11 protein-coding genes, 2 tRNA genes and 3 rRNA genes are annotated in these 20837 nt (G+C 58.4%); 3 read left to right on the forward strand and 13 right to left on the reverse strand.

The window, feature by feature from the left end:
- Nucleotide 1: 1 nt before the first annotated feature.
- Entirely contained in the window at nucleotides 2–214 is a 213-nt protein-coding gene (locus P1Y20_RS10695; protein WP_304448649.1) for a hypothetical protein, read from the reverse strand.
- A gap of 1045 nt (nucleotides 215–1259) precedes the next feature.
- On the opposite strand from P1Y20_RS10695, the gene P1Y20_RS10700 reads away from it, so the two are divergent.
- Complete coding sequence (locus P1Y20_RS10700) at nucleotides 1260–2507, forward strand: RNA-binding protein (RefSeq protein ID WP_304448650.1); 1248 nt, start codon at nucleotides 1260–1262, stop codon at nucleotides 2505–2507.
- 4 nt (nucleotides 2508–2511) lie between these two features.
- On the opposite strand, the gene P1Y20_RS10705 is transcribed toward P1Y20_RS10700, so the two are convergent.
- The 3 genes from P1Y20_RS10705 to P1Y20_RS10715 are packed head-to-tail and all read right to left on the reverse strand — an operon-like array spanning nucleotide 2512 to nucleotide 3273.
- On the reverse strand, nucleotides 2512–2763 hold the full coding sequence (locus tag P1Y20_RS10705) for a type II toxin-antitoxin system HicA family toxin (RefSeq protein WP_304448651.1): 252 nt from the start codon (nucleotides 2761–2763) through the stop codon (nucleotides 2512–2514).
- A gap of 4 nt (nucleotides 2764–2767) precedes the next feature.
- A complete protein-coding gene (locus tag P1Y20_RS10710; RefSeq protein WP_304448652.1) occupies nucleotides 2768–3028 on the reverse strand; it encodes a type II toxin-antitoxin system HicB family antitoxin in 261 nt (86 codons plus the stop codon).
- Nucleotides 3025–3273, reverse strand: a complete 249-nt coding sequence (locus P1Y20_RS10715) for a helix-turn-helix domain-containing protein (RefSeq protein WP_304448653.1) — start codon at nucleotides 3271–3273, stop codon at nucleotides 3025–3027. Before P1Y20_RS10715 ends, P1Y20_RS10710 begins: the two co-directional genes overlap by 4 nt.
- A gap of 82 nt (nucleotides 3274–3355) precedes the next feature.
- On the opposite strand from P1Y20_RS10715, the gene P1Y20_RS10720 reads away from it, so the two are divergent.
- Nucleotides 3356–4030 carry a DUF8118 domain-containing protein gene (locus P1Y20_RS10720; protein WP_304448654.1) on the forward strand — a complete coding sequence of 225 codons (675 nt, stop codon included), beginning with the start codon at nucleotides 3356–3358 and terminating at the stop codon, nucleotides 4028–4030.
- 166 nt (nucleotides 4031–4196) lie between these two features.
- On the opposite strand, the gene P1Y20_RS10725 is transcribed toward P1Y20_RS10720, so the two are convergent.
- The 3 genes from P1Y20_RS10725 to P1Y20_RS10735 form a co-directional block, all read right to left on the reverse strand.
- Nucleotides 4197–8051, reverse strand: a complete 3855-nt coding sequence (locus P1Y20_RS10725) for an Eco57I restriction-modification methylase domain-containing protein (RefSeq protein WP_304448655.1) — start codon at nucleotides 8049–8051, stop codon at nucleotides 4197–4199.
- 564 nt (nucleotides 8052–8615) lie between these two features.
- Nucleotides 8616–9317, reverse strand: coding sequence for a hypothetical protein (locus P1Y20_RS10730; RefSeq protein ID WP_304448656.1), 702 nt, complete (start codon nucleotides 9315–9317; stop codon nucleotides 8616–8618).
- A gap of 1 nt (nucleotide 9318) precedes the next feature.
- A complete protein-coding gene (locus P1Y20_RS10735) occupies nucleotides 9319–9567 on the reverse strand; it encodes a hypothetical protein (protein ID WP_304448657.1) in 249 nt (82 codons plus the stop codon).
- A gap of 414 nt (nucleotides 9568–9981) precedes the next feature.
- On the opposite strand from P1Y20_RS10735, the gene P1Y20_RS10740 reads away from it, so the two are divergent.
- The gene (locus P1Y20_RS10740; RefSeq protein WP_304448658.1) at nucleotides 9982–10956 is read left to right on the forward strand and encodes an SDH family Clp fold serine proteinase; all 975 of its coding nucleotides are present in this window, start codon (nucleotides 9982–9984) and stop codon (nucleotides 10954–10956) included.
- Between the two features lie 474 nt (nucleotides 10957–11430).
- Here P1Y20_RS10740 and P1Y20_RS10745 read toward each other — a convergent pair whose 3' ends face one another.
- From P1Y20_RS10745 to P1Y20_RS10770, 6 genes are all read right to left on the reverse strand, one after another.
- Nucleotides 11431–14556, reverse strand: coding sequence for a hypothetical protein (locus P1Y20_RS10745; protein WP_304448659.1), 3126 nt, complete (start codon nucleotides 14554–14556; stop codon nucleotides 11431–11433).
- A 344-nt stretch (nucleotides 14557–14900) separates the two neighbouring features.
- Nucleotides 14901–14976: transfer RNA gene (locus P1Y20_RS10750), tRNA-Cys, on the reverse strand.
- 238 nt (nucleotides 14977–15214) lie between these two features.
- A 5S ribosomal RNA gene (gene rrf, locus P1Y20_RS10755) occupies nucleotides 15215–15333 on the reverse strand.
- 104 nt (nucleotides 15334–15437) lie between these two features.
- Nucleotides 15438–18351 (reverse strand): 23S ribosomal RNA (locus tag P1Y20_RS10760).
- A gap of 202 nt (nucleotides 18352–18553) precedes the next feature.
- Nucleotides 18554–18625, reverse strand: a tRNA-Ala gene (locus tag P1Y20_RS10765).
- Nucleotides 18626–18723: 98 nt separating this feature from the next.
- Nucleotides 18724–20195: ribosomal RNA gene (locus P1Y20_RS10770) — 16S ribosomal RNA — on the reverse strand.
- The 16S, 23S and 5S rRNA genes sit together here with 2 tRNA genes alongside, the layout of an rRNA operon.
- Between the last annotated feature and the right edge of the window lie 642 nt (nucleotides 20196–20837).

The raw sequence follows: 20837 nt of genomic DNA on the forward strand, positions 1-20837 counted from the left end.
CTCATTCGCGGACCTCCTCGCGTTCGTCCGGCAATTCTCCCCGCTCCGCCTCGTCGAGCATTTGAAGCGCCTTCTTCGCGTCCTCGCTCAGTGCCGTGTCAAGCATAGCGAGGCGTTCGAGATGCTCGCGATGGGGGGCGAGTCGCTCACGGGCGTACGCGTCAAGATGTTCAAGGTAATCGGCGTCCGAGTCGGATTCAGTAAGCGACGTCATGAAGGATCTTTTGAGGTCGGTTCGATGGACGTGGAGACGTTCAGCGCACGGTACACCTCACGCCAGCTCGCATGGTGATTGCACGAACGGAGGGAGTCGCGGGGGCGGGATCGGTCTTCCCGACATGGGCGAGTTCCACTCATGACATCCTTCGGTCCCGTGTAGCGGTTTGAATACAAGCGGAACAGGAGCCGAGTGTTGCAGCGTTGAGATCGACTGCAGCGTGACCAGCGCACCATTCGTATCCAGCCGAGCATTGATTGCCCGTCAAGCCGGTAGTGTCGTTCAGCGCAGGTGTTTTTTTGTTCACTGTGGAATGATGGTCGAGTCAGGCCTCGACCTAGCCCCTGCCGGGCTACAGGATGTGAGGAAGGCTTGATAATGGCTGAGTGTAAAGCACTCATCACGGGTTACCTTCCACGTGTCCGCGCCCGACGTGTCTGGCGCGGCACGTCGGGGTTCTACCCGTTAGTTGTAGCGTCGTCGGCCACAGTGCCTGCCAGCACGCCGACGACGTTATTCTACTATGCATTAGTCGCATCAGGGCATTCCATAGCGAACCTAATAATGTTGTCGGTGGCCTGCTTGCCCCACTCTGTAGTCCCTGAAAAGACAGTTGGAAAACTGATCTATAAGAAATAGCGGGCGCATCAGTTTCCCCTTATTCGGTAACGGAACCGATAGCGGAACCGATAGCGGAACCGATAGCGGAACCGATAGCGGAACCGATAGCGGAACCGATAGTATGCACTCGTGTGCAGGATACAGTTGAGTGAATTCACACGTATTTCCGTTCTTCACACGAATGCATAGTGGTTATTTTCTAATTCTCGAACATGGATATAGTAGAGTATTACGACCTGCCAGAATTCGATTGAGCGGTGGTAGCGGCGCTCAAACCGGTGTATAGGTTTTTACAGACAGGGTCAGACAACACACAGGCATCTCTTTGCAGTTGTAGATATGCAGTTGAATGCAAATGATGTCCACAACTGAATTCACACATCGGCACAAACCATTTGTGAGAACACGCCTACTACTAACCATGACCTCAGGAAGCGATCGAGTACCTCGCCAATTCAGAAAGTTCTCCGCGGAAGAAGCGCTTGAGATATTCGAGAGTCGTGAGGACAATGCACGTCCTGTTACCGCTGATGATGTTACGGAGGTCCTTGGTTGGTCACGTCGTACCGTCCACAACAAGCTCAAAGAGCTTGTCGAGAAAGATAAGTTGGCCACTCGGAAAGTCGGTGCACGAGCCAGAGTATGGTGGATTCCTCAACTGGAAGAGAGCCAAGAACAGGATACAAGCATCAGTTCGGCGCCACCAGGTGCTCCTAAACCGAGGCAGAAAGAAACTGCGACATCCACAGGTCCAGAGACCGCTGAGGAAGTTCTTGAGATCATACGAGATGATTTGAGTGCGAGAAACGAAGAGCAGCGGATGGAACGGTCGCGAGCAATCCTGTCTGCATACAAATATCTACAGGAGCACGGAGAAGGCGATATCAAAGCCGCAGAAATTGATGACATCAAGGAGCATGCTTATTCCAAGTATCCAACGGAGAGAGACGCAGACAGACAATGGGATAACTACCTCCGGGAGGGGCTAATCCTCCTCCCAGGAGTCGAACCCTCGCCAGGGACATCTGGAATATGGTACTTCATCGAACCAGGAAATAAGGTAATAGAAAAAATAGATAGTGTTGGAATAGCATCGGAGATTGAAGAGATAGAGGTAAAGGGAGATGGGGAGGTAGCCAAAAGACAGCGTGCCCTACTTCAATTGGCCTATGATTACCTGAAAGATCGAGGTAGTGCGACAAAAGAGGATTTTGAGCGGATTCTACCAGAATACCATGCGCATTATGCTAACTTCGACGTCTTATGGAGTTACTTCCTTCGAGATTCGTTGAAGCGTCTGGATGGAGTTATCGCTCCTCCCCAAGGGACGGGGACCTGGCAATATATTTCTCCAAATCTGCGGCAGGAACTCAATGTAGAGATAGAAGAACCAGTTAGGCAGTACAATAAAATAAAGGGAGAGGGAGAGGTTGCTGATCGCCAACGTCAGCTACTGCAGCTTGCATATAACCATCTAAAATCAGAAGGGAGCGCTAAGAGGAGTGATTTCGAGGAAGTGCTTCCAGACTATACTGCACACTATTCGGATTTTGAGGGACTTTGGTCATATCTTCTACGGGAGGGGCTTGAGAGTATACCAAACGTCTCGAAGGAGGCATCACGAGGGAGATATACCACGTATCGTCATGGCGAGCCGCAGGACAGCTGAGTGATTATCGATTGCAGTCGATCCACGCACACCACTCCTCAAAGTCCTCCGCGCCACACTGCTCGGCGATAGAACGCATCGTCCCCGTAGGAATCTTATCGGCAGGCTTCATCGGCACTGTAACGATGCGTACCTCGTCGCTATGGGGACTCTCCCAGCGGAGTTTCAGGTGGCTTCCTGTCCGGCCGACTGGTTGGTAGTTGTGACGGCGGAGCACCTTCGCGATAGTCTGCCCGTCGAAGGACGTTCGGACCATCGAGTCAGCGCATAAACTCGGGGACGTCGCGGTCATCCTCGTCGTCCGGGTCGAGGCCAAACTCGTGTAGGTCGTCGTCCGTGATGGGGTCGCCCCCGCCTTCGTGGAGCGCGAGGGCTTCGGCAAGCATCGCTAGCGCCTCGGCTTTCGTCTCGCCGTAAGAGGCGACGCCGCTCTCGATGTCGCGGGCTGTGATCCGGCCGTCGTCCTCGTGGATGAACTCGACGCCCTCCCCGCGCCGTCGGTCCGCCGTGTCAACGCTCATGTTGTTTCCTCCGGCGAGGTCTCGGCGATACGCCACGCGAGCGACCCGCCAATTTTCTTACTCGCCACCGCTCCGGCGTCCTGCAGCCGCCGAAGGCGATAGTCAGCACTCTGCCGTTCGATTCCGAGCACGTCAGCGACCTCCTGTGTTCCCGCCGGCTCGTGCTCGCGGACGGCGGCGAGGACGTCCTTATCGGCGTGCCGCGCGGCGAATCGCCCCCGCTCGTCGCGCTCAGTCTCGCTCATAGTGTACTGTGCACGGTGCACCAACTTAACCCCTCTGCTGATGAGAAGATGGATAGGTTTATATCCATATGCTGTGTAGCATATGGTAGAGAAAGACGGCGTCCCCGGGCGTGATTCCTCGGAGAATCGCGCCGGGTGTTGCACCACCCGACGCTGGCTTTCTCGGAGAGAGAAGCCAATGACGAGTACGAACGCTGCCCCACAAGAGCGTACCGACCTTGACGCGCGGGACGTCCGCGCGCTCACCGACTACCTCCTTGTCGTCGAGGAGGCCCCCGGCCTGTTCCTCGTCTACGGCGAGGACGGCGATGAGTACACCGTTGACGCTGACACCGGCGCGTGTACCTGCCCGGACGCCGAGTACCGCTACCCCGAGGGTGGCTGCAAGCACGCCCGTCGCGTCGCGTTCCACACGGGCGCTCGCGAGGTTCCCGAGTGGATCAATCACAACGCTATGGATCCGCTGCTCGTCAAGCAGCTCGCCGACAGCAAGGCTCCGGACGTCTCGCCCGAGCAAGAGGTTGCTACGGACGGCGGGGCAGTCGTCGACGACGAGGAGGCGACTCTCCACGACGAAGACAGCGGCGATAGATACACAGAACACGTCGAACCCCCATCGCAGGGCGGGGAGCCGTACGTCCGCTGTGTGTCGTGTGGCTGGGAACTCCTCATCTCGCTCGGTGGGTGGGACGCTCTGACCCACGCCGAGGGGTGTCCGAGCAGCCAGCAACCCTTTCAGAGTGACGACGACGATTAACGAAGTGTTTCCCCATACGATTTAATCGTCTTTCCTGCTTGCGGTGCTGTAGATGTTGGACGCTCTTGAGTAGAGGATTGTTAGCCGTGGTGATGCGGGTTGCTCGGACGCTGTAAGCTCGCTCAGGAGTTCGACGACCTGCAAGTCCCGACGAGCTTCAACTCGTCTACGGTTCTGTTTTAACCGCTTCGTACTTCCGTAGCACCATGTCGAAGTAGTCCTCGTCCATCAGCCGGGGATTTTGAACGCGGTGGAAGTCATCGAGTACGAACTTCGTCTGCTCGTGGTTGAGGCCGTAAGCGTGGAAGGCCGCGGCGTCGAGTTCTGCCTGCACCTCTCGGCGCTCGCTCATGCTCGTGGCTGGTTCAACGCCACCGAGACGGTCGCGCAGCTCTTCGAACTCCTCGCCGTAGCAGTTCAGGCGGGCGGCCCGCTTCCATATGTGGTCGAACCACTCGTCACCGTCGGTGAGACGCGGTGCTTGTGACTCTCTTAGCTTGTAGAAAACTACAGTCGAGTCAATCTTTGTCCGCATCAGAAAATCGAACGGGAGGCTGTTCAACAGTCCAACTGCCACGAACAGTTCTCTGTCCGAATAGATTCGTTCGTAGACGCTATGCAGATTGGATTCTGTAAGATCTTCCTCTTCGGGTGCGATTCGATATGGACGGAGGGTCGGCGCTTTATCGTGGCACACCACTTCCTTCGGAAGGACCGATGCAATCAACGTCCGCTCGTCACTGGAGCGGGCAATATCACGGTAGGCGATACGGTACTCAGTACAATCGAGCAGCACGTCGTCTTCTGAAAGTGACTTTCCTCGTCGCTCTTCCAGCAACTCGTTCACAAACCCGATTTGCGAACCAGAGCCATCGAAGGCGTCGTAAATACCGCGCTTTAGTTTCGGTAAACTCTTTTCTCGAATCCGCTTCTTTGCGCTCAGGTTAGGGTCCTCATCTTCTGGTACGCTCCAGAACTTTGGTCCTTCCAGGTTGTCCAAGAAAGACGGGTCGTACATGAACTGATAAAGATTACTCCCCCCGAGAACGGGGTAATCACCCATCTCTTCCGATTCAAGGAAACGGTCCACATCACTCCCACGGTGAAGTTCAGCATAGGGTTCTACACGCCATGTTCCACCGAGGTCTTCACTGATTGATGGATGAGCGAGAATCGTGTTCAGAACGTCCGCCTCCTCCTGAGAATCGAGATACGGGAATATGGCTGCTTCAGGCGAATACTCACGAAGGACACGACGGGGAATGGAAAGCGCACGTTCTTCGAGTTCCTGTAAAACTTCTACCCCATGTTGTTGGAAGATGCCACGGAGTTCATTAGTTGTTCCACGGTTCTCGAATACGAGTGTTCCGAAGTTGTAGCGATTGTCTATCTCAGAGAAAATGCCCTTATTCTCGAAAGTGACGAGCGATTTAATTCCGGTTTCATCAAGCAAGTGGAGTCGCAGATCCTTCGTTGAAGAACCGTTGAATATCCCTCCCGGAAGCACTTGGGCTACATAGCCGTCGTCGCGGGCAATCTGGAAGACGCGTTCGAGAAAGAGGGCAGAAAGGTCGCTTTCCGTAGCCGACGTTCGCCCCGCAACTGTAGGGCGCTGAAGCTCATACTCATCAGAGTTGTTGAAATACTTTGATTGGACCTCTATTTGTCGCTTGTAGTCTTCCCACCCCTCCCTTACTTCGGAAACTTCCAGCAGTTCATCTTGGCGTCTTTGTTTCGCTTCTGGTAGTAGAGTTCGGAACTCGGAATCAAACCGACTGAAGTAGTCGTCGCGTTGTGGTGTAATACGGTCCCAGGGAGGATTTCCAACAATCACGTCGAATCCGCCATCTGCATACACTTCCGCGAACTCAAGCACCCAGTTGAACGGGTCCATATTTGCCACATCTTCTGAGGTGATGCCCTCAATTCCAGCATCAACGAAGTCCGCGTGAATATCGTCAATCAGTCCCTCACGGGCCGTCTGGAGCTTTTCAAACGCGGCCCGTCGGTGTTTCTCAGCAACTTCGGTATCGAACGCTTGCTCGTGCTTCTCGATTTCGTCGATGATTCCTTGATACCGCTCTCGGACGCTGTTCTCGGTGTAGCTACCCAGCGTGTACTCGCCCCGCTCGGTCGTTTCCGGAAAGCCGGTGTAGCCGATGAGGCTATTCCCCTGTCGGAGGTTGAAAACGATGTTCGGGAGCGCGAGGTCCTCGTCACTGAGGTCGTCCATCACTGCCTCGTCCAACTCCGAGATGATGGAGAGCCACAGGCGAAGTTTCCCGATTTCGACCGCTGGCCCCACGATGTCCACGCCGTAAATGTTGTTCAGAACGGTCGTCTTCTTCAGACGGTACTCTTGGGGGTAGTTCTCGCTCCTGGCATACAGTGCCTTCCTGACGTTAACGAGTTCTTCGAGGACCGACGTGAGGAAGTGGCCGCTCCCGCAGGCAGGGTCCACAACTCGAAAATCGTCTACCTCCGCGAGAAGGGACGTGATGAGGTCCCACTTCCCCGGTAGGTCCTCAATGAGTTCGTATACGGAGTCGTACTTCTCCACTTCCGGCTCGGGCCAGTCGCGGTCCTCGACCAGAACGCGTCCGAAGCGGTCCAGCAACGCGGGTCGGACGGTTTCCTCTGCGCAGAACCGGGTGATTTCACTCGGGGTGTAGTACGCCCCGAGTTCCTTATTGTTGTCTGCGTTGTCGCTGGTGATGTAGTTGATCGTCTTCTCGAAGACGTTGCCGAGCACACTCGGGTCGAGGTCGGTCGGTGCGCCAGCCGCCGAAAAGCTGTAGCCTTCTAGCAGGTCGATGATATCGAACAGGACGCTGTTCCGCACGTCGAAGTCCGCCTCATCGAACTCGTCGCCGTCCTCTCCGATAGTGGGACGGAACAGTCCACCGTTGAGATACGGAATCCCGCTGAAGAGGTCGATGTTCTGGATGTTCGGAGACCGCTTGTCGGGCTTTTCGTTCATCACCTCGTAGAACAAGCGTTGTAAGAATTCCTCGTAGAGCGACCCGCCGTACATCCCGCCATCATAGGTCTCCTTCAGCGTCCGGAGGAGGTCAGGCTGGACAATGGCCTTGTCTTCAAGGAACTTGATGAAGATGAGGCGGTTCATCAACTCCACAGCGAAAAGCCGGGCGTCCTCTTCTGTCGCACCGTCCGGTTTTACGACGCCATCACCGACCAGTGAGCGGGTCGTGCGCTCTTCCTCGGAGACGACCCCGAACACGTAGCGGATGTAGTCGTCGTAGAACTCGTCGGTTATCTCCTCCTGCTTGCGCTTGATGACTTGCCGGGCTTCGCCGCTAATCGAGCGGAAGTTGTCGAACTGGAAGCTCCTGACGAGTCGAGCCACCCGATCACCGTCCGCGTCGAACACTGCTTCATCGAGGGGGGCGCGTTTCCCGACCTGGTTCTCGAACAATGCGACGAACACCGGCTGGAGGTCTACATCCTCGATGATGTTGTGGCTGTACGAGTCCGGGTCGTACCGAACGAATACCCAGCGCAGGCCGTCGGTGGCGAAGCCAAAGTCCGACTCGAACTCTCGCTGTCCGAGCCAATCTTTCACCTGCCCGACCCCGTGCTTTCGGGAGTGCAGGTCCTTGTTGATGGGCTCGGCTTCGATGAGCAGCCGTGTCGAGTCAATCTCCGAGTAATCTCGAAGCGACACAGTGTAATCGGCAACCATTGTCCGTCCCCCCGAGAGGCCACCCGCTTCGGTAGCGTACTCGTAGCCGAGTTCATCCAAGAAGGGTTCAATGACTGCGTTCTGGGTGAACGATTCCGGCTGAAGACCGTCCTGAGTCATGCTTCCGCGGAGCCTGTACGACCCCGAGCCTGCCCGGAGCATCTTCCCGAGCGTGTCGTCATCTATCTGTTCGCGGAGGTTAGAAATCGTCTCATCTATCGTCTGAAGCAGACGGGTCTTCCGCTCGTCGGTGACTGTCGTCTCGAAGGCTTCCTGAACGAACTCGGTGGCAGTAGTGGTCGTTGATTCGGGAGACATGAGTAGGACGCTGACTGGTTCTTTTCGTATCTCTGACCAACTCGGGTTAAGCATTTGGAAGAAAGCGGTCGCTGTGTTGTGCCACCCGATGTCTTATCTGGAAAACCAACGAGAAAACCCAGCATCAGCTAGCGCCGAACGAGGCTCTATGTCCGCGCACTGGCTACGTTCGGTCTATTCGAACTGCGTAAACACTGTTAACAGCAGCAGGTGGAGGGCGGAAAAAAGCTTCCCGCAGACTTTCAACAGGCGGTTCTGAAGCCACGTGGTCTTCTACAGAACTCGGGATCTTCCTCCGTTTAGTCGTTCACCGAGAGTGGCCACGTGTAGTTTTCGAGGCGGTAGCGAATTGAGACAGGCAGCACGTAGATACTGAGACGAACTTCGCCTACACCTTCGATGACAAACTCACTTACCCCCTCATCTAGATGAATAAACATTCCAGAGATATGTCCATCAAGTATATCCACAACCCCGAGTTCCAAGAGTTGATAACTGAATTGCTTCGTGAGGAGATATATGAAGCCAGTCAGGAACCGGCCGAGTCGTGAGCGAACTCGCGAGTCATCCGGGCGGCACCTCGACTCCCACAGACTCTGCGAGAGCGTGAAGTTCGGTGAGAGACGCGTCTTGCCACTCGTGGTACGCGTCTCGTAGTTTCGTTAGGTGAGTTTCGTACGTCTCCCGATGCATCCCTGCCGGCCGGCCTGGCGGGTACGGATAGTCGGTACTGTTCGGGTGGGGACGCCGGTTGTTCGAGTCGATTTTCGCGTAGGCCCGCCGATATCGACGCTCCGCTTGCTTTACCTCGTCCCCCGACTCTCGGCACGATCGATAACCCAGTTCGTGACACTCCCGGCAGGCGAATATCTGTCCGTTCAGCGGGCGGTAGAGCTTCCCGATACGGGTCCCACAGCCGACCATCGGACACCGAAACCATGGACGAGAACCGCCGAAGTTGCACGCTGTGTAGTTGAGCGCAATGGGATACGCGTGGTCGGTCGTCTCATCGGTTCTGTTGTCGGTGACGGTATATTCCACCCGGAGGTGTGTCGCTCGCTCAACCGAAGCATCGTCGACCGGGAGAGCACGAACGCCGATTTCGGCGACTTTGTCGCCGTTTCCACCATTATCATACCAAGCGTAGGGGCCGAACGCTCCGGGGTGATCGACCAGCTCGGTGAACGCGTTCACATCGAGCGTATGGCACTCCTCGACGTTTGGCGTCGTCGCGTACGAGTCACGGCCGGACCCCCAGCCACCCATCTTAGAACGGAAGGCCCGTGTCTTGGTGTTCGCCGCTGACATCCCGTTTCGCTACCGCCGTCGACGTCTGTTTCGCCTTCGTCACTCCGGCCCGGTCGAGAATCGCCTCAGCGGCACGGATTTGCACGCGCTCGTCCTCGGCGTCAAGGAGACTGCGGAGTGTCGCGGCGGCTTCGGGAACTGCCGCCTGCAGTTCGTCGCGAGCGTCGTCGACTGGCGCGCGCTCTGCCGGGGACTCGGTCGTCGCCATGCGATGTTTTGGGTCTGTTTTTCCATAAATCGTTAGGGAACTTGGGAGGTGATGGCTTCGTCACTGACAAGACGTAGACTGTTGGTAGTATGGGTATGTACCAAGTTCAGAGCAACCTTCTTAAAGCCCAATAGATTTATAGGCTCATCACATACATTGAGTACACCGAGGTGGATTCCCGTCAGGTGGCGCTACCCACCATGCCACACCTGATGACCACCTGTGGGATGGACATGACACACGACAAAAAGAACGGGGAGACTGTGACTATAGAGCGTACAACAGACAAGCCAGGAGTTAGCGAATTGCTGGCAGCTTACCAGCCCCGACAAACCCCAACAAGGACCACACCGAGACGGCGAACAGCCCAATTTGCCGTAGAAGAGGCAGAAGACGGTAGCGAGTAAGCGGAATATGGCTGGCTCGACGTGGTCCGATATTTTACAGCTGATAGCACAACAGAGACAGAAGGGTGACCCGAACGCATTCGATACTGTTCGCCGCCACTATCTTAATCAGCTGCATCAGCTCACAGAACGGGACACGATTCTGTATTCTACAGCATGGACTCAGAATCAGGGGGGCTCGCCGGGGCTGTCCATCACTAATGAAGACGTGCATGGATTCATGGAGGCAGTTCATGGGCTAGAAGGGCCAGAGCTTGACTTGATCCTGCACAGTCCTGGAGGGTCTGCTGAAGCAACCGAGCAGATTGTCGCCTATCTACGTGCCAAATTCTCAGAGATAAGAATATTCGTGCCGCAATCAGCAATGTCTGCGGCTACTCTGATGTGCTGCGCTGCTGACGAAGTAGTGATGGGCAATCACTCATCTCTCGGGCCTATTGACCCACAAATCGGGATCCAGACGCAGACTGGAGTGAGAACGACAGCTGCACAAGCCATCCTAGACCAGTTTGAGATGGCCAAGTCAGAAATCAGTACTAATACCGACCTACTTGCTTGGTTGCCAATTCTGAGACAGTACGCCCCAGGACTGGTAGCCGAGTGTGAAGAGGCAAAGGAATTGTCTATCGATTTGGCGGAAGAATGGGCCACACAGTATATGCACGGTGGCGACCCGGATGCAGAACAGAAGGCTCGACAGTTGGCAGAATACCTTGCTAACCGGCGCGAATTCAAGAGCCATAGTAGGCGTATTAGTAGAGAGCAGGCAGCAGAAAACGGGTTTAATGTGACTGCACTTGAGGATGATCAAGATCTTCAAGACCTGGTACTCGCAGTGTTTCATGCGACAAGCCATACCCACAACGGTACCCCGCTAGTGAAGCTTATTGAGAATCATACTGGCCGAGCGTTTATGAAATCCCTTGGGTCCGACGCTCCAGAGCAAGAAGAGAAACCCGCTCCGGAGAAAGAAGAGGAATAGCCGTCCGTTCCGGATGCTAGGGAGAGTAGCCGCCGGACGGGGACGCACGGGTTGTTTGTTATCGGGGGACCGTCGTCGCGAGGAGTTCCTAGTGTCGCCCAACATGCGCGTTGGCCTGTCGTAAAACTCGGAAAACTCGCCCTTCTACTCGCTTCGAGCAGGGCGACGGCGTCCCACGCGAGCGGACGTGCGTAACCCTGTCGGAAAGTTAGATAGCCCCCGCTCAGAATGAATGTATTGCTATGGGGTACTCCTTGCTATGGGGCCGTGGTTTCCGAGAGACGACTAGCGAGGTAGTAGCATGGGGGTTCGGCACGAGCACAATGGTATGGGGTCCCGTCCGCCCGCTTCGGACTGCCAGTGCGAATCGCGGGGAATCTTAACCAACACCGAGCGGTGATGTTGTTAACGATGGGAGGTGAGGCAGTGAGAGCTGTCGCTCCCGGCGACGGCGAGCGACCAGGCCACCGAGGGTTAGCCGACGTCGGTTGACGGCAGACCGCCCCCGTCCGGCGAGGCCGACGACGACTCCCCGGCGACGACTGGCGAACCGTCCCTGTCGAGAGGCGGTGAACCGGCGAAGTTGACGAACTCCCACGTATAGGTAATACTCATACGGGCGAGTTCGTCCACCTTGGCGTCCGCCAGATCAACGAGGGCGACGGTGTCCAGGTCGACATCGCCGTGCTCGGCGAGGCGGTGGAGGCCGTCGTCGCGCCACACGAACGCCCGGCCGTCCTCGCGTGACTGTTCTCGGTGGAGTACACCCCGGTCGACGAGTGCCGAAAGGATCGTAAGCACTTGACGCTGGCCGACGTCGACAGCGGGGTGGTGAGTGACGTCTCGGGTTCGGGGAGCGTCGAGGTCCTGCAGTGCCTCAACGACCTGGCGCTCGCCGTCGCTCCGGGTGGTGACGACGCGCCCCTCTCCGGCGACGGGGACCCACTCCGGGAGCGTATTCGTATGGACGTAGACGACAGCACCGTTCCCGTCGCGGCCGAAGCGCATCGCGGCCTGCAGCGTCTCGTGTTCGCGCATATGGGTGAGAATCTCGTCACCGAATGCGCCGTAGGAGAGGCGGGTACCTTTTGCGCTGTCCGCGCGGGCGTCGGCCCCGGCAGGGACGTCCTCGCCAGCGTACCCTCCCCACTTCTGGATGTAGTCGTCGCCGTAGTGGTTCGACCCAATCACCGCGCCGAGGCGGGTGTGCTTGTACTCATTCGATCCGAGGACGTTCCCGTAGTGGGTACCACTCGCGATGAGTCCGCCCCCGATCTGTCCGTCGCCGTCTCGCTCGGTGATGCCGGCGGCGACGTACTCCTCCTCGGCGGTCGACGTCGTGATAACCGAGGGACGCTCCCCGTGTTCCTGAGTAATCCCTTCGAGGAGCGCGGCGTCCCGGTCGACGTTGACGTGGTCGGAAGAGTTGTAGGGTTTCACCCAGTCAGTCGTCCGTATCAGGTTGAGGTTGAGGGCGTCTGCGATGTACTCGACGCGCTCCGGTTCCGAGAGGACCGGCCGGTGGTTGAGTCGCGTCCCGAGTGACAGTTCCCACATGCGTTGTGTGGGGGTCCCGTCGAGGGCGATGGTTCCTCGAGTGGTGGAGAGATCCGGCGGCTGCAGGAGGCGAATCTCGCCCTCCTCGCGGTTGTAGAGTCCCACTCGTCGTTCGTCGACGACGGCACGCTCCCACCCGTTCCCGAGGTCGTTCGTCGCGCCGGCGAGCAGCGTGAACACGGCGAGTGGAGCGAGGGCGTGGCCGCCGTCGCGGAACGCCTGTCGCCAGTCGCCATTGAGGTCGTCCTCGTCGAACCAGGCGAGCGCGTCGGCACGGCACTGTCCCTCGCCTCGCCCGTCCATCAAATCGGCGTAGTCGTCGAACGGGAGGCCGGGCGTCCCCTGGAGGTAGGTCGTCACGGCGCGGGGGAGCGTGGCGGTACTGAATGTCGTCTCGTAGGCCCCGCCAGGGAACTCGTCGAGGATGACGCTTCGCCCCTGCGTGACGGTTCGACGGTGGGCGTGGGCGTAGTGACCAATCAGGACGTCCCACGGCTCGCCGGTGTCAGGGTGTTCGTCGGGGTCGAAGCGCCACTTCGAGGAGTACGGACACTCCTGCCCCTCGTGTTCTTGGCAGGGGAGCGGCCGACCGAGTTCGTCCTCGGCGTAGGCGTGGATGTCCTTCGGCGTCGCCCCCCGGCGGTAGAAGTCCATCACCGCCGCTTTCCACTCCTCGCCGTGCTCGCCGTTAGCCGTGGGGCAGTCACGGGTAAACGCCGGGAGGATCCTCGACGTGAGGCCGTGCTCGTCGGCCCACTGCTCGAATTGAGCATACTGTTCCTTGTTCCCCCGCCCGGTCAGTACTGTTACCGGCGTCTCGGTGTTCGCGGCGGCGGCGATACTCCCGTATGACTTCCCGAGGGTCGGGAGCGCCTCGACGAGGGTGTGGTCGCACCTGTCGAGCGCCTTCTCTATCGCTTCGCGGGTTCGCTGTCGCGCCTCGTCGGTCGTGAGGGCGTCGTCGGTCCGGGCGTCACTCGTCCAGTCGAACCCGCGCGACGTCGCCCGCGCTTTTGGCGAGTTCGGGAGCACGGAGACGTGCTCGGTGTCCTCGTCGGGCGAGACGTACTCGGGAATGTCATAGTCAAGTGCTCGGAGGTGCTCGATACCTTGGAACCACAGCACTCCCCGCGCGTCGCTCGGCTGGGCCGTCCGTGGGGAAAGCTCCCCGAGGTCGATGAGCGCCATGGTGACAGGGCCACCGTACCCCCCGCCGCCGGTGTCCTGCCAGATTTGGTCATTGACGACGTTCGCCGTCCCGTTGGCCGACCTTCCCCAGATGGGGACGAACGCGCGGTGTCCGGCGGATGTCGAGGCGTCGTCATTCCAGCGGTGAACAATAGTGTCCCCGGCGACGCGACGGGCGTCGAGGCGATCCAGAGCAGCGAACACGTCTCGAATGTCGTCGGTCGTCTCGTCGGACGTCGTCGCGCTGGCGTCGTAGTCGGCCGGGTCGAACGCCTGGTACCCGCCGGCGATGTCCTCCCGTGGTGTCGGGAGACAGTTGTGGTCGGCGAGGATCGTCCGCAGCGCCTCGTCGTTCCACGGGTTGACGTCGGTGGGCGTTCCAGGGACGTGTTCGCCGGTGAGGACGCACACGTGCTTTCCGGTGTAGATCTCTACCTCGGGGACGTCGTCGTTCGCTCCCCATGATTCATCGTCCAGGGCGAACGTCGCTTGCGTCTGTCCCTCGGGGAGCGTCCCTTGGTAGTTGGCGTGACAGCCACTCCCCGAGGTAGAGACGTCGGTGTACGTCGCGCCGAGCTGCTCGAGGATCTCGACGAACGCGGGGTGTACCTCGCCCGTCTCGGGGCAGCGGACGTCGTCGCCGTCGACGAAGCCATATGGGTCGTCGGCCTGTTGGAGGAACACCCGCCCGGCGAGGCGGTGGTCGTCCTCGGCGAGCGCGACGGTGTCGCCGTCGACGTAGTTCTCGGTGAGGCCCCACTTCCAGCGGGCGTCCTCGTCCTCGTCAGCCTCTGGGTGATCATGGTCGGCCCACGGCGCGAACGGGAGTTTTCCACTCTCCCCGGTGCGACCCATCCACTGCGTACGCTCGTGGAGTTCCGAGGGCCACACCCCGGATTCGGGGGTCGAAAAGACGGCCTCAGTGTACGCACCGATGTTGGCGGAGTCGGCGTTGTCACTCGCTGTCGACTCTGCTCTCTTGGGGTCGGTATCACCGAACGGACTTGCACTGGAAACGCTCGCCCGATGGTGTTCACATAGCGCACCGTCTCGTCGCTCGACGGCCTCGCGCTCGCACGATGGGAGCGTACACTGGCGAGCGACAGGAACGTCGTCCGTCATGCGACCACCCCCTCGTAGTAGGAGGAACCAGCGCCAGCGTTCGGGCTAGACGCTTGGATTGTAAGGAAATTGGTATAAGCCAAGGGCCGGATTTGAACCGGCGTGATCTCGCTCTGCAGGCGAGTACGTATGGCCAGACTCTGTCACCTTGGCGCGGGTAGTTCTACTGGAAGCGTGTGAATAAGCGTAGCGGTCCGGAGCGACCGCTCGCCGTCGAAACGAGCGAGAGCGGCCGCGCTGCGCAGCGCGGCCGCTCTCGGGGACTGAATATAGGGTATGAGTGGAAAGGCGGCGAACCACCAGTTGCGGGCGTCGACAGTCCGCTCACCGGTTCCACCGGGACGAACCCAGCGTGTACTACGGTTCACGGACCTCGGCCCGTACTTGGAACCTCTTGCGAGGCAGTTTTCCCAGAGGCTCTCGCACTCCAGTACTCGCTGGAACGCAGGCGGGCTTATCTTCCGTGTTCGGGATGGGTACGGGAGTTGCCCCGCCGCTCTGGCCGCCTTAACGCCGATACGCGGAATCGAACCGCGATGGGTCAAGGACCACCATCGGTCAAGTATACGTGCAATCCAGTTAACGCCTGGACCCGTTCACGGGCCAGTGCGATGATTGTGTGGCTTCGACCAGTTAGTGCTCGCGGGCTAAACACCTCGTTGCCTCGGTGCGTACACCCCGAGTCTATCGAACTCGTCTTCTACGAGCGGTCTCGGCGGTACTTCTTTTCCATGTGGGTTTCGAGCTTAGATGCGTTCAGCTCTTACCCCTTGTCGCGTAGCTGCCCGGCACGTGCCCTCTCGGACAACCGGTACACCAGTGGCGACCATTCGTAGTTCCTCTCGTACTATACGAACGTTCACGTCAAGTACCATACACCCCCAATAGATAGCAGCCGACCTGTCTCACGACGGTCTAAACCCAGCTCACGACCTCCTTTAATAGGCGAACAACCTCACCCTTGCCTGATTCTGCACAGGCAGGATGGAGGGAACCGACATCGAGGTAGCAAGCCACCGGGTCGATATGTGCTCTTGCCGGTGACGACTCTGTTATCCCTAAGGTAGCTTTTCTGTCATCTATGGCCCGCATCGGGCGGGCACATAGGTTCGCTAGACCACGCTTTCGCGTCAGCGTCCCTCGTTAGGCAGGACACTGTCAGGCCATCTTATGCTCTTGCACTCTTCTCCGGATTTCTGACCCGGATGAGATGGCCATAGGGCGCGCTCGATATCTTTTCGAGCGCGTACCGCCCCAGTCAAACTGCCCGGCTATCGGTGTCCTCCTCCCGGAGTGAGGGTCACAGTCACTAACGGGTAGTATTTCACTGATGCCTCGGTGGCCCGCTAGCGCGGGTACCTGTGTAACGGCTCCTACCTATGCTGCACATTAGCGACCATGTCCCAGCGACAGCCTGCAGTAAAGCTCTATAGGGTCTTCGCTTCCCCTTGGGGGTCTCCAGACTCCGCACTGGAACGTACAGTTCACCGGGCCCAACGTTGGGACAGTGATGCTCTCGTTGATCCATTCATGCAAGCCGCTACTGAAGCGGCAAGGTACTACGCTACCTTAAGAGGGTCATAGTTACCCCCGCCGTTGACGGGTCCTTCGTCCCATTGTACTGGGTGTTCAGATACCCGCACTGGGCAGGATTCAGTGACTGTACGAGTCCTTACGGATTTGCAGTCACCTATGTTGTTACTAGACAGTCGGAGCATCCTGGTCTCTGCGACCTGCCCCTTTCCGGGGCAGGCATCCCTTATCGCGAACTTACGGGACCAATTTGCCGAATTCCCTAACGTCGGTTGCTCCCGACAGGCCTTGGCTTTCTCCGCCATGGACACCTGTGTCGGTTCTTGGTACGAACACCGTACTTGCCTTTTCACGGGCTCTAGGTTGGTCCGAGTTGCCCTGTCCCGCCGTTCACCCGCTTCGTGCCATTACGGCTTCCACGGGCTTTGACGGTTCGACCGGGCGAAAGCCCGGCTCGGATGGCCCCAAAGCGTCGGCGTTTGTTGTACGGTGGCACTGGAATATTAACCAGTTCCCCTTTTGTGCTGCTCGAATTACGACAGCACTTAGGATCGGCTAACCCTCAGCTGACGAACATTGCTGAGGAACCCTTGTCCATTAGGCCGTCAGGATTCTCACCCGACTATCGCTGCTACTATGGCCAGGATTTTCGTCACCAGTCGGTCCACACGAACTCTCGCCCGTGCTTCCACCCGACTGGAGCGCCAACCTACGGGAACACGCTATGAGGCGTGCCGCTAGGTCTCGGTAGTGGACTTGAGCCCCGATCATTTTGGGCGCCCCGAACCTCGGCCGGTAAGCTGTTACGCTTTTCTTAGAGGGTAGCTGCTTCTAAGCTCACCTCCCGGCTGTCTAGGGCTCGGGACCACCTTTAAATCGCACTTAGTCCACATTTTGGGACCTTAACCCAGCTCTGGGTTGTCTCCCTCACGGTGCACAAGCTTACCCCGCACACCGGACTCCCTGCGTCCACGGCGTCTGTAGGTTCGGAGTTTGACAGGGGTGCCGACTCCTCTCGGAGGCGGACACCCCAATCGGTCGCTCTACCCCACAAACTACCTCGGCAGAGGTCATGCTTCGACATGTTTCGGTTGGAACCAGCTGTTACCGAGCTCGATGGGCCTTTCACCCCTACACGCGGGTCACGGGAGGGTATTGTAGGACACCAACCCTAACGGGCCTCCACATGGCTTTCGCTATGCTTCGCCCTGCCCTCGTGTAGATCGCTCGGATTCGGGTCGTACCCGTTTGACTCCCCGCGCTTGAACACGGTGACCCTGGCAATGCTGCGGTCGTATTGGTTTCCCTACGCCTTCCCCGATACTCGGGTTAGACTCGTCAAACAGGCACACTCCCTGGCTCGTTTTTCAAAACGTACGACGGAACACCGGCTCCGGCTGCTTCCTACTGCGGGGTCGCCCCCGGGTCGTTTTGCAGACGGCCTTTTGTGCCCCGTCGCTCCATCGCCACATGATTTCAGGCCCTATTGCACCTCCCTTCTCGGGGTGCTTTTCAGCGTTCGCTCACGCTACTTGTTCGCTATCGGTCTCAAGATGTGTTTAGTCTTGGCAGTCGATGCCTGCCAGATTCACGAGGGATTTCCAACCCCCGTTACTCGGGAACAGACCCACAACCGCTCGTCTGCGATACGGGGTTGTCACCCTGTATCACGCTCCGTTCCAGAAGACTTCTCGCAGACGGTTGGTTGATTACGGTCAGTCCGAACACCACATTGCCCGAAGGCTTCGGTTTGGACTGGGTCGCGTTCACTCGCCGTTACTAACGACATCCCATTCGGTTTCTTTTCCTGTCCATACTGAGATGTTTCAGTTCTGGACGTTCCCCATTGCGCGAAGCAATTGCGGTGGGGATTCCCATTCGGAGATCCTGAGTTCTTCGCCTCCGTGCGGCTCCCTCAGGCTTATCGCAGCTTGGCACGTCCTTCATCGGCACTTGAGCCGAGCCATCCACCATGTGGCACAGTAGCCACGAATGATGATATATAATGCTCTGGACCACGATGAACGGGTCCAGTGAGCGCCTGGATTGCACGTACACACGGTCTTCATCTGCACGCCTGTTGGTGACAGTGCGTGCATCGACCCTTCCCATCCTCGTTCACACGGGATGGTGCATCTGTCTTCATCGGAACGAGCGCCGGTTCACACTTAAGGAACCCGGTTTCGTCCCGCGAATATGGACCCACTGGGATTCGAACCCAGGGCATCCTCCTTGCAAAGGAGGCACTCTCCCACTGAGCTATGGGCCCTACCTGTTAGCCCTGGTAGTTCTGAAGTGCTCGGTCGGCCACGCGTCGAGCGATCGAGCCTAAAGGTGGGTCAGGCACGTCGGCCTGATCCCGGTCTGTGGAGGTGATCCAGCCGCAGATTCCCCTACGGCTACCTTGTTACGACTTAAGCCCCCTTGCAGAGCCCAGATTCGACCACCGTTCGGTGGCCTCATCCGGACCCCACTCGGGTGCTTTGACGGGCGGTGTGTGCAAGGAGCAGGGACGTATTCACCGCGCGCTTCTGACACGCGATTACTACCGAATCCAGCTTCATGCGGGCGAGTTTCAGCCCGCAATCCGAACTACGACCGGGTTTAGGAGATTGGCGCCCCCTCTCGGGGTGGCTTCCCATTGTCCCGGCCATTGTAGCCCGCGTGTTGCCCAGCTCATTCGGGGCATACTGACCTACCGTTGCCCGTTCCTTCCTCCGCTTTGGCAGCGGCAGTCCCCCTAGTGTACCCAGCCATCGCGAGATGCTGCTGGCAACTAGAGGTGCGGGTCTCGCTCGTTGCCTGACTTAACAGGACGCCTCACGGTACGAGCTGACGGCGGCCATGCACCTCCTCTCAGTAGCGTCGAGTAAGGTCATCAACCTGACTGTCATGACTACTGTCGGAGCTGGTGAGATGTCCGGCGTTGAGTCCAATTAAACCGCAGGCTCCTCCGGTTGTAGTGCTCCCCCGCCAATTCCTTTAAGTTTCATCCTTGCGGACGTACTTCCCAGGCGGCTCGCTTCACGGCTTCCCTACGGCACAGCGCAGGCACGTAGCCTGCGCCACACCTAGCGAGCATCGTTTACGGCTAGGACTACCCGGGTATCTAATCCGGTTCGAGACCCTAGCTTTCGTCCCTCACCGTCGGATCCGTTCTTCTGAGGCGCTTTCGCCACCGATGGTCCGTCCAGGATTACAGGATTTCACTCCTACCCCGGACGTACCCCTCAGATCTCCCGGTCCCAAGCCAGACGGTTTCCGCCGGACGCCCACTCGTTGAGCGAGTGGATTTCCCGACGGACCTGACTGGCCGGCTACGGACGCTTTAGGCCCAATAAAATCGGCCATCACTCGAGCTGCCGGTATTACCGCGGCGGCTGGCACCGGTCTTGCCCAGCTCTTATTCGTGTACCACCTTACGGTACACAAAAGCGAGGACTGTATGCCCTCGCACTCGGAATCCCCCTATCGCACTGTCGTGCAGTGTAAAGGTTTCGCGCCTGCTGCGCCCCGTAGGGCCCGGACTCTTGTCTCAGAGTCCGTCTCCGGGCTCTAGCTCTCACTACCCGTACCGATTATCGGCATGGTGGGCCGTTACCCCACCATCTACCTAATCGGCCGCAGCCACATCCTATGGCGCCGGAGCGTTTCACGATCCCTGCCTTCCAGCATGGGACCGCTATCACGGATTAGCCTCAGTTTCCCGAGATTATCCGTGTCCATAGGGTAGTTTGGCCACGTGTTACTGAGCCGTTTGCCACGAGTGTGAACTCGTGCGACTCGCATGGCTAAATCGGATTCCGATAGCAATGGCCTCCGGCAGGATCAACCGGAATGGTCTCCCCCGAAGGGGAGGGTTAGGCGGGATGTACGAAATGTACATGTACTATCGATCGTTCGACGACAATCGGACCGACCGAGTGTCACCGAACTACCAGGGCTAACATCAGATCCCATCGTATACGGCGGACCGCAGGGGTGGAATCCTCATTTCCTTCGGACCTGAGTCAAGGCCGTTCGGGGTTATAAACCCATCGAACCTGCCTCGCAGGTCGCGACTGTGGGACGGATCCAACGTCCCACACTCACTGTGTGTCTGCATCCATTCCGAACACCCTATCACACTTAAGGGCGTCGGTCCGAGTTCGGCGCCGGAATCGCGTTCCCGCGCCGCCTCGCGTGTACTTCTTCCGAACGCCCTTAGACATATAAGGGCATCGGAGTCGGGGCGTCCCGGCCCGGGGTGAACCCGGCCGGGAGCGTCCCGCGCTTGTTCGCATTCCATTCGAGTGCAGCGCCCCACATAAGGCCGTCGAACCACCGGCGCTCCGTCAAGCGATTTCATGGGAACGGTGACTCACGGGAGGCGGTGACACTGGACTCGACGAGGATGTCGCGCGGGTGGAGACCGACTCGTCATCCCACGCGCGTGCGTGCGGTCCGGTCGGGTGAGTGCCGCGCACGCTCGGCTACGCACG

It is taken from the genome of Halomarina ordinaria, assembly GCF_030553305.1.
In the GTDB taxonomy this organism is placed as follows: Archaea; Halobacteriota; Halobacteria; order Halobacteriales; family Haloarculaceae; genus Halomarina; species Halomarina ordinaria.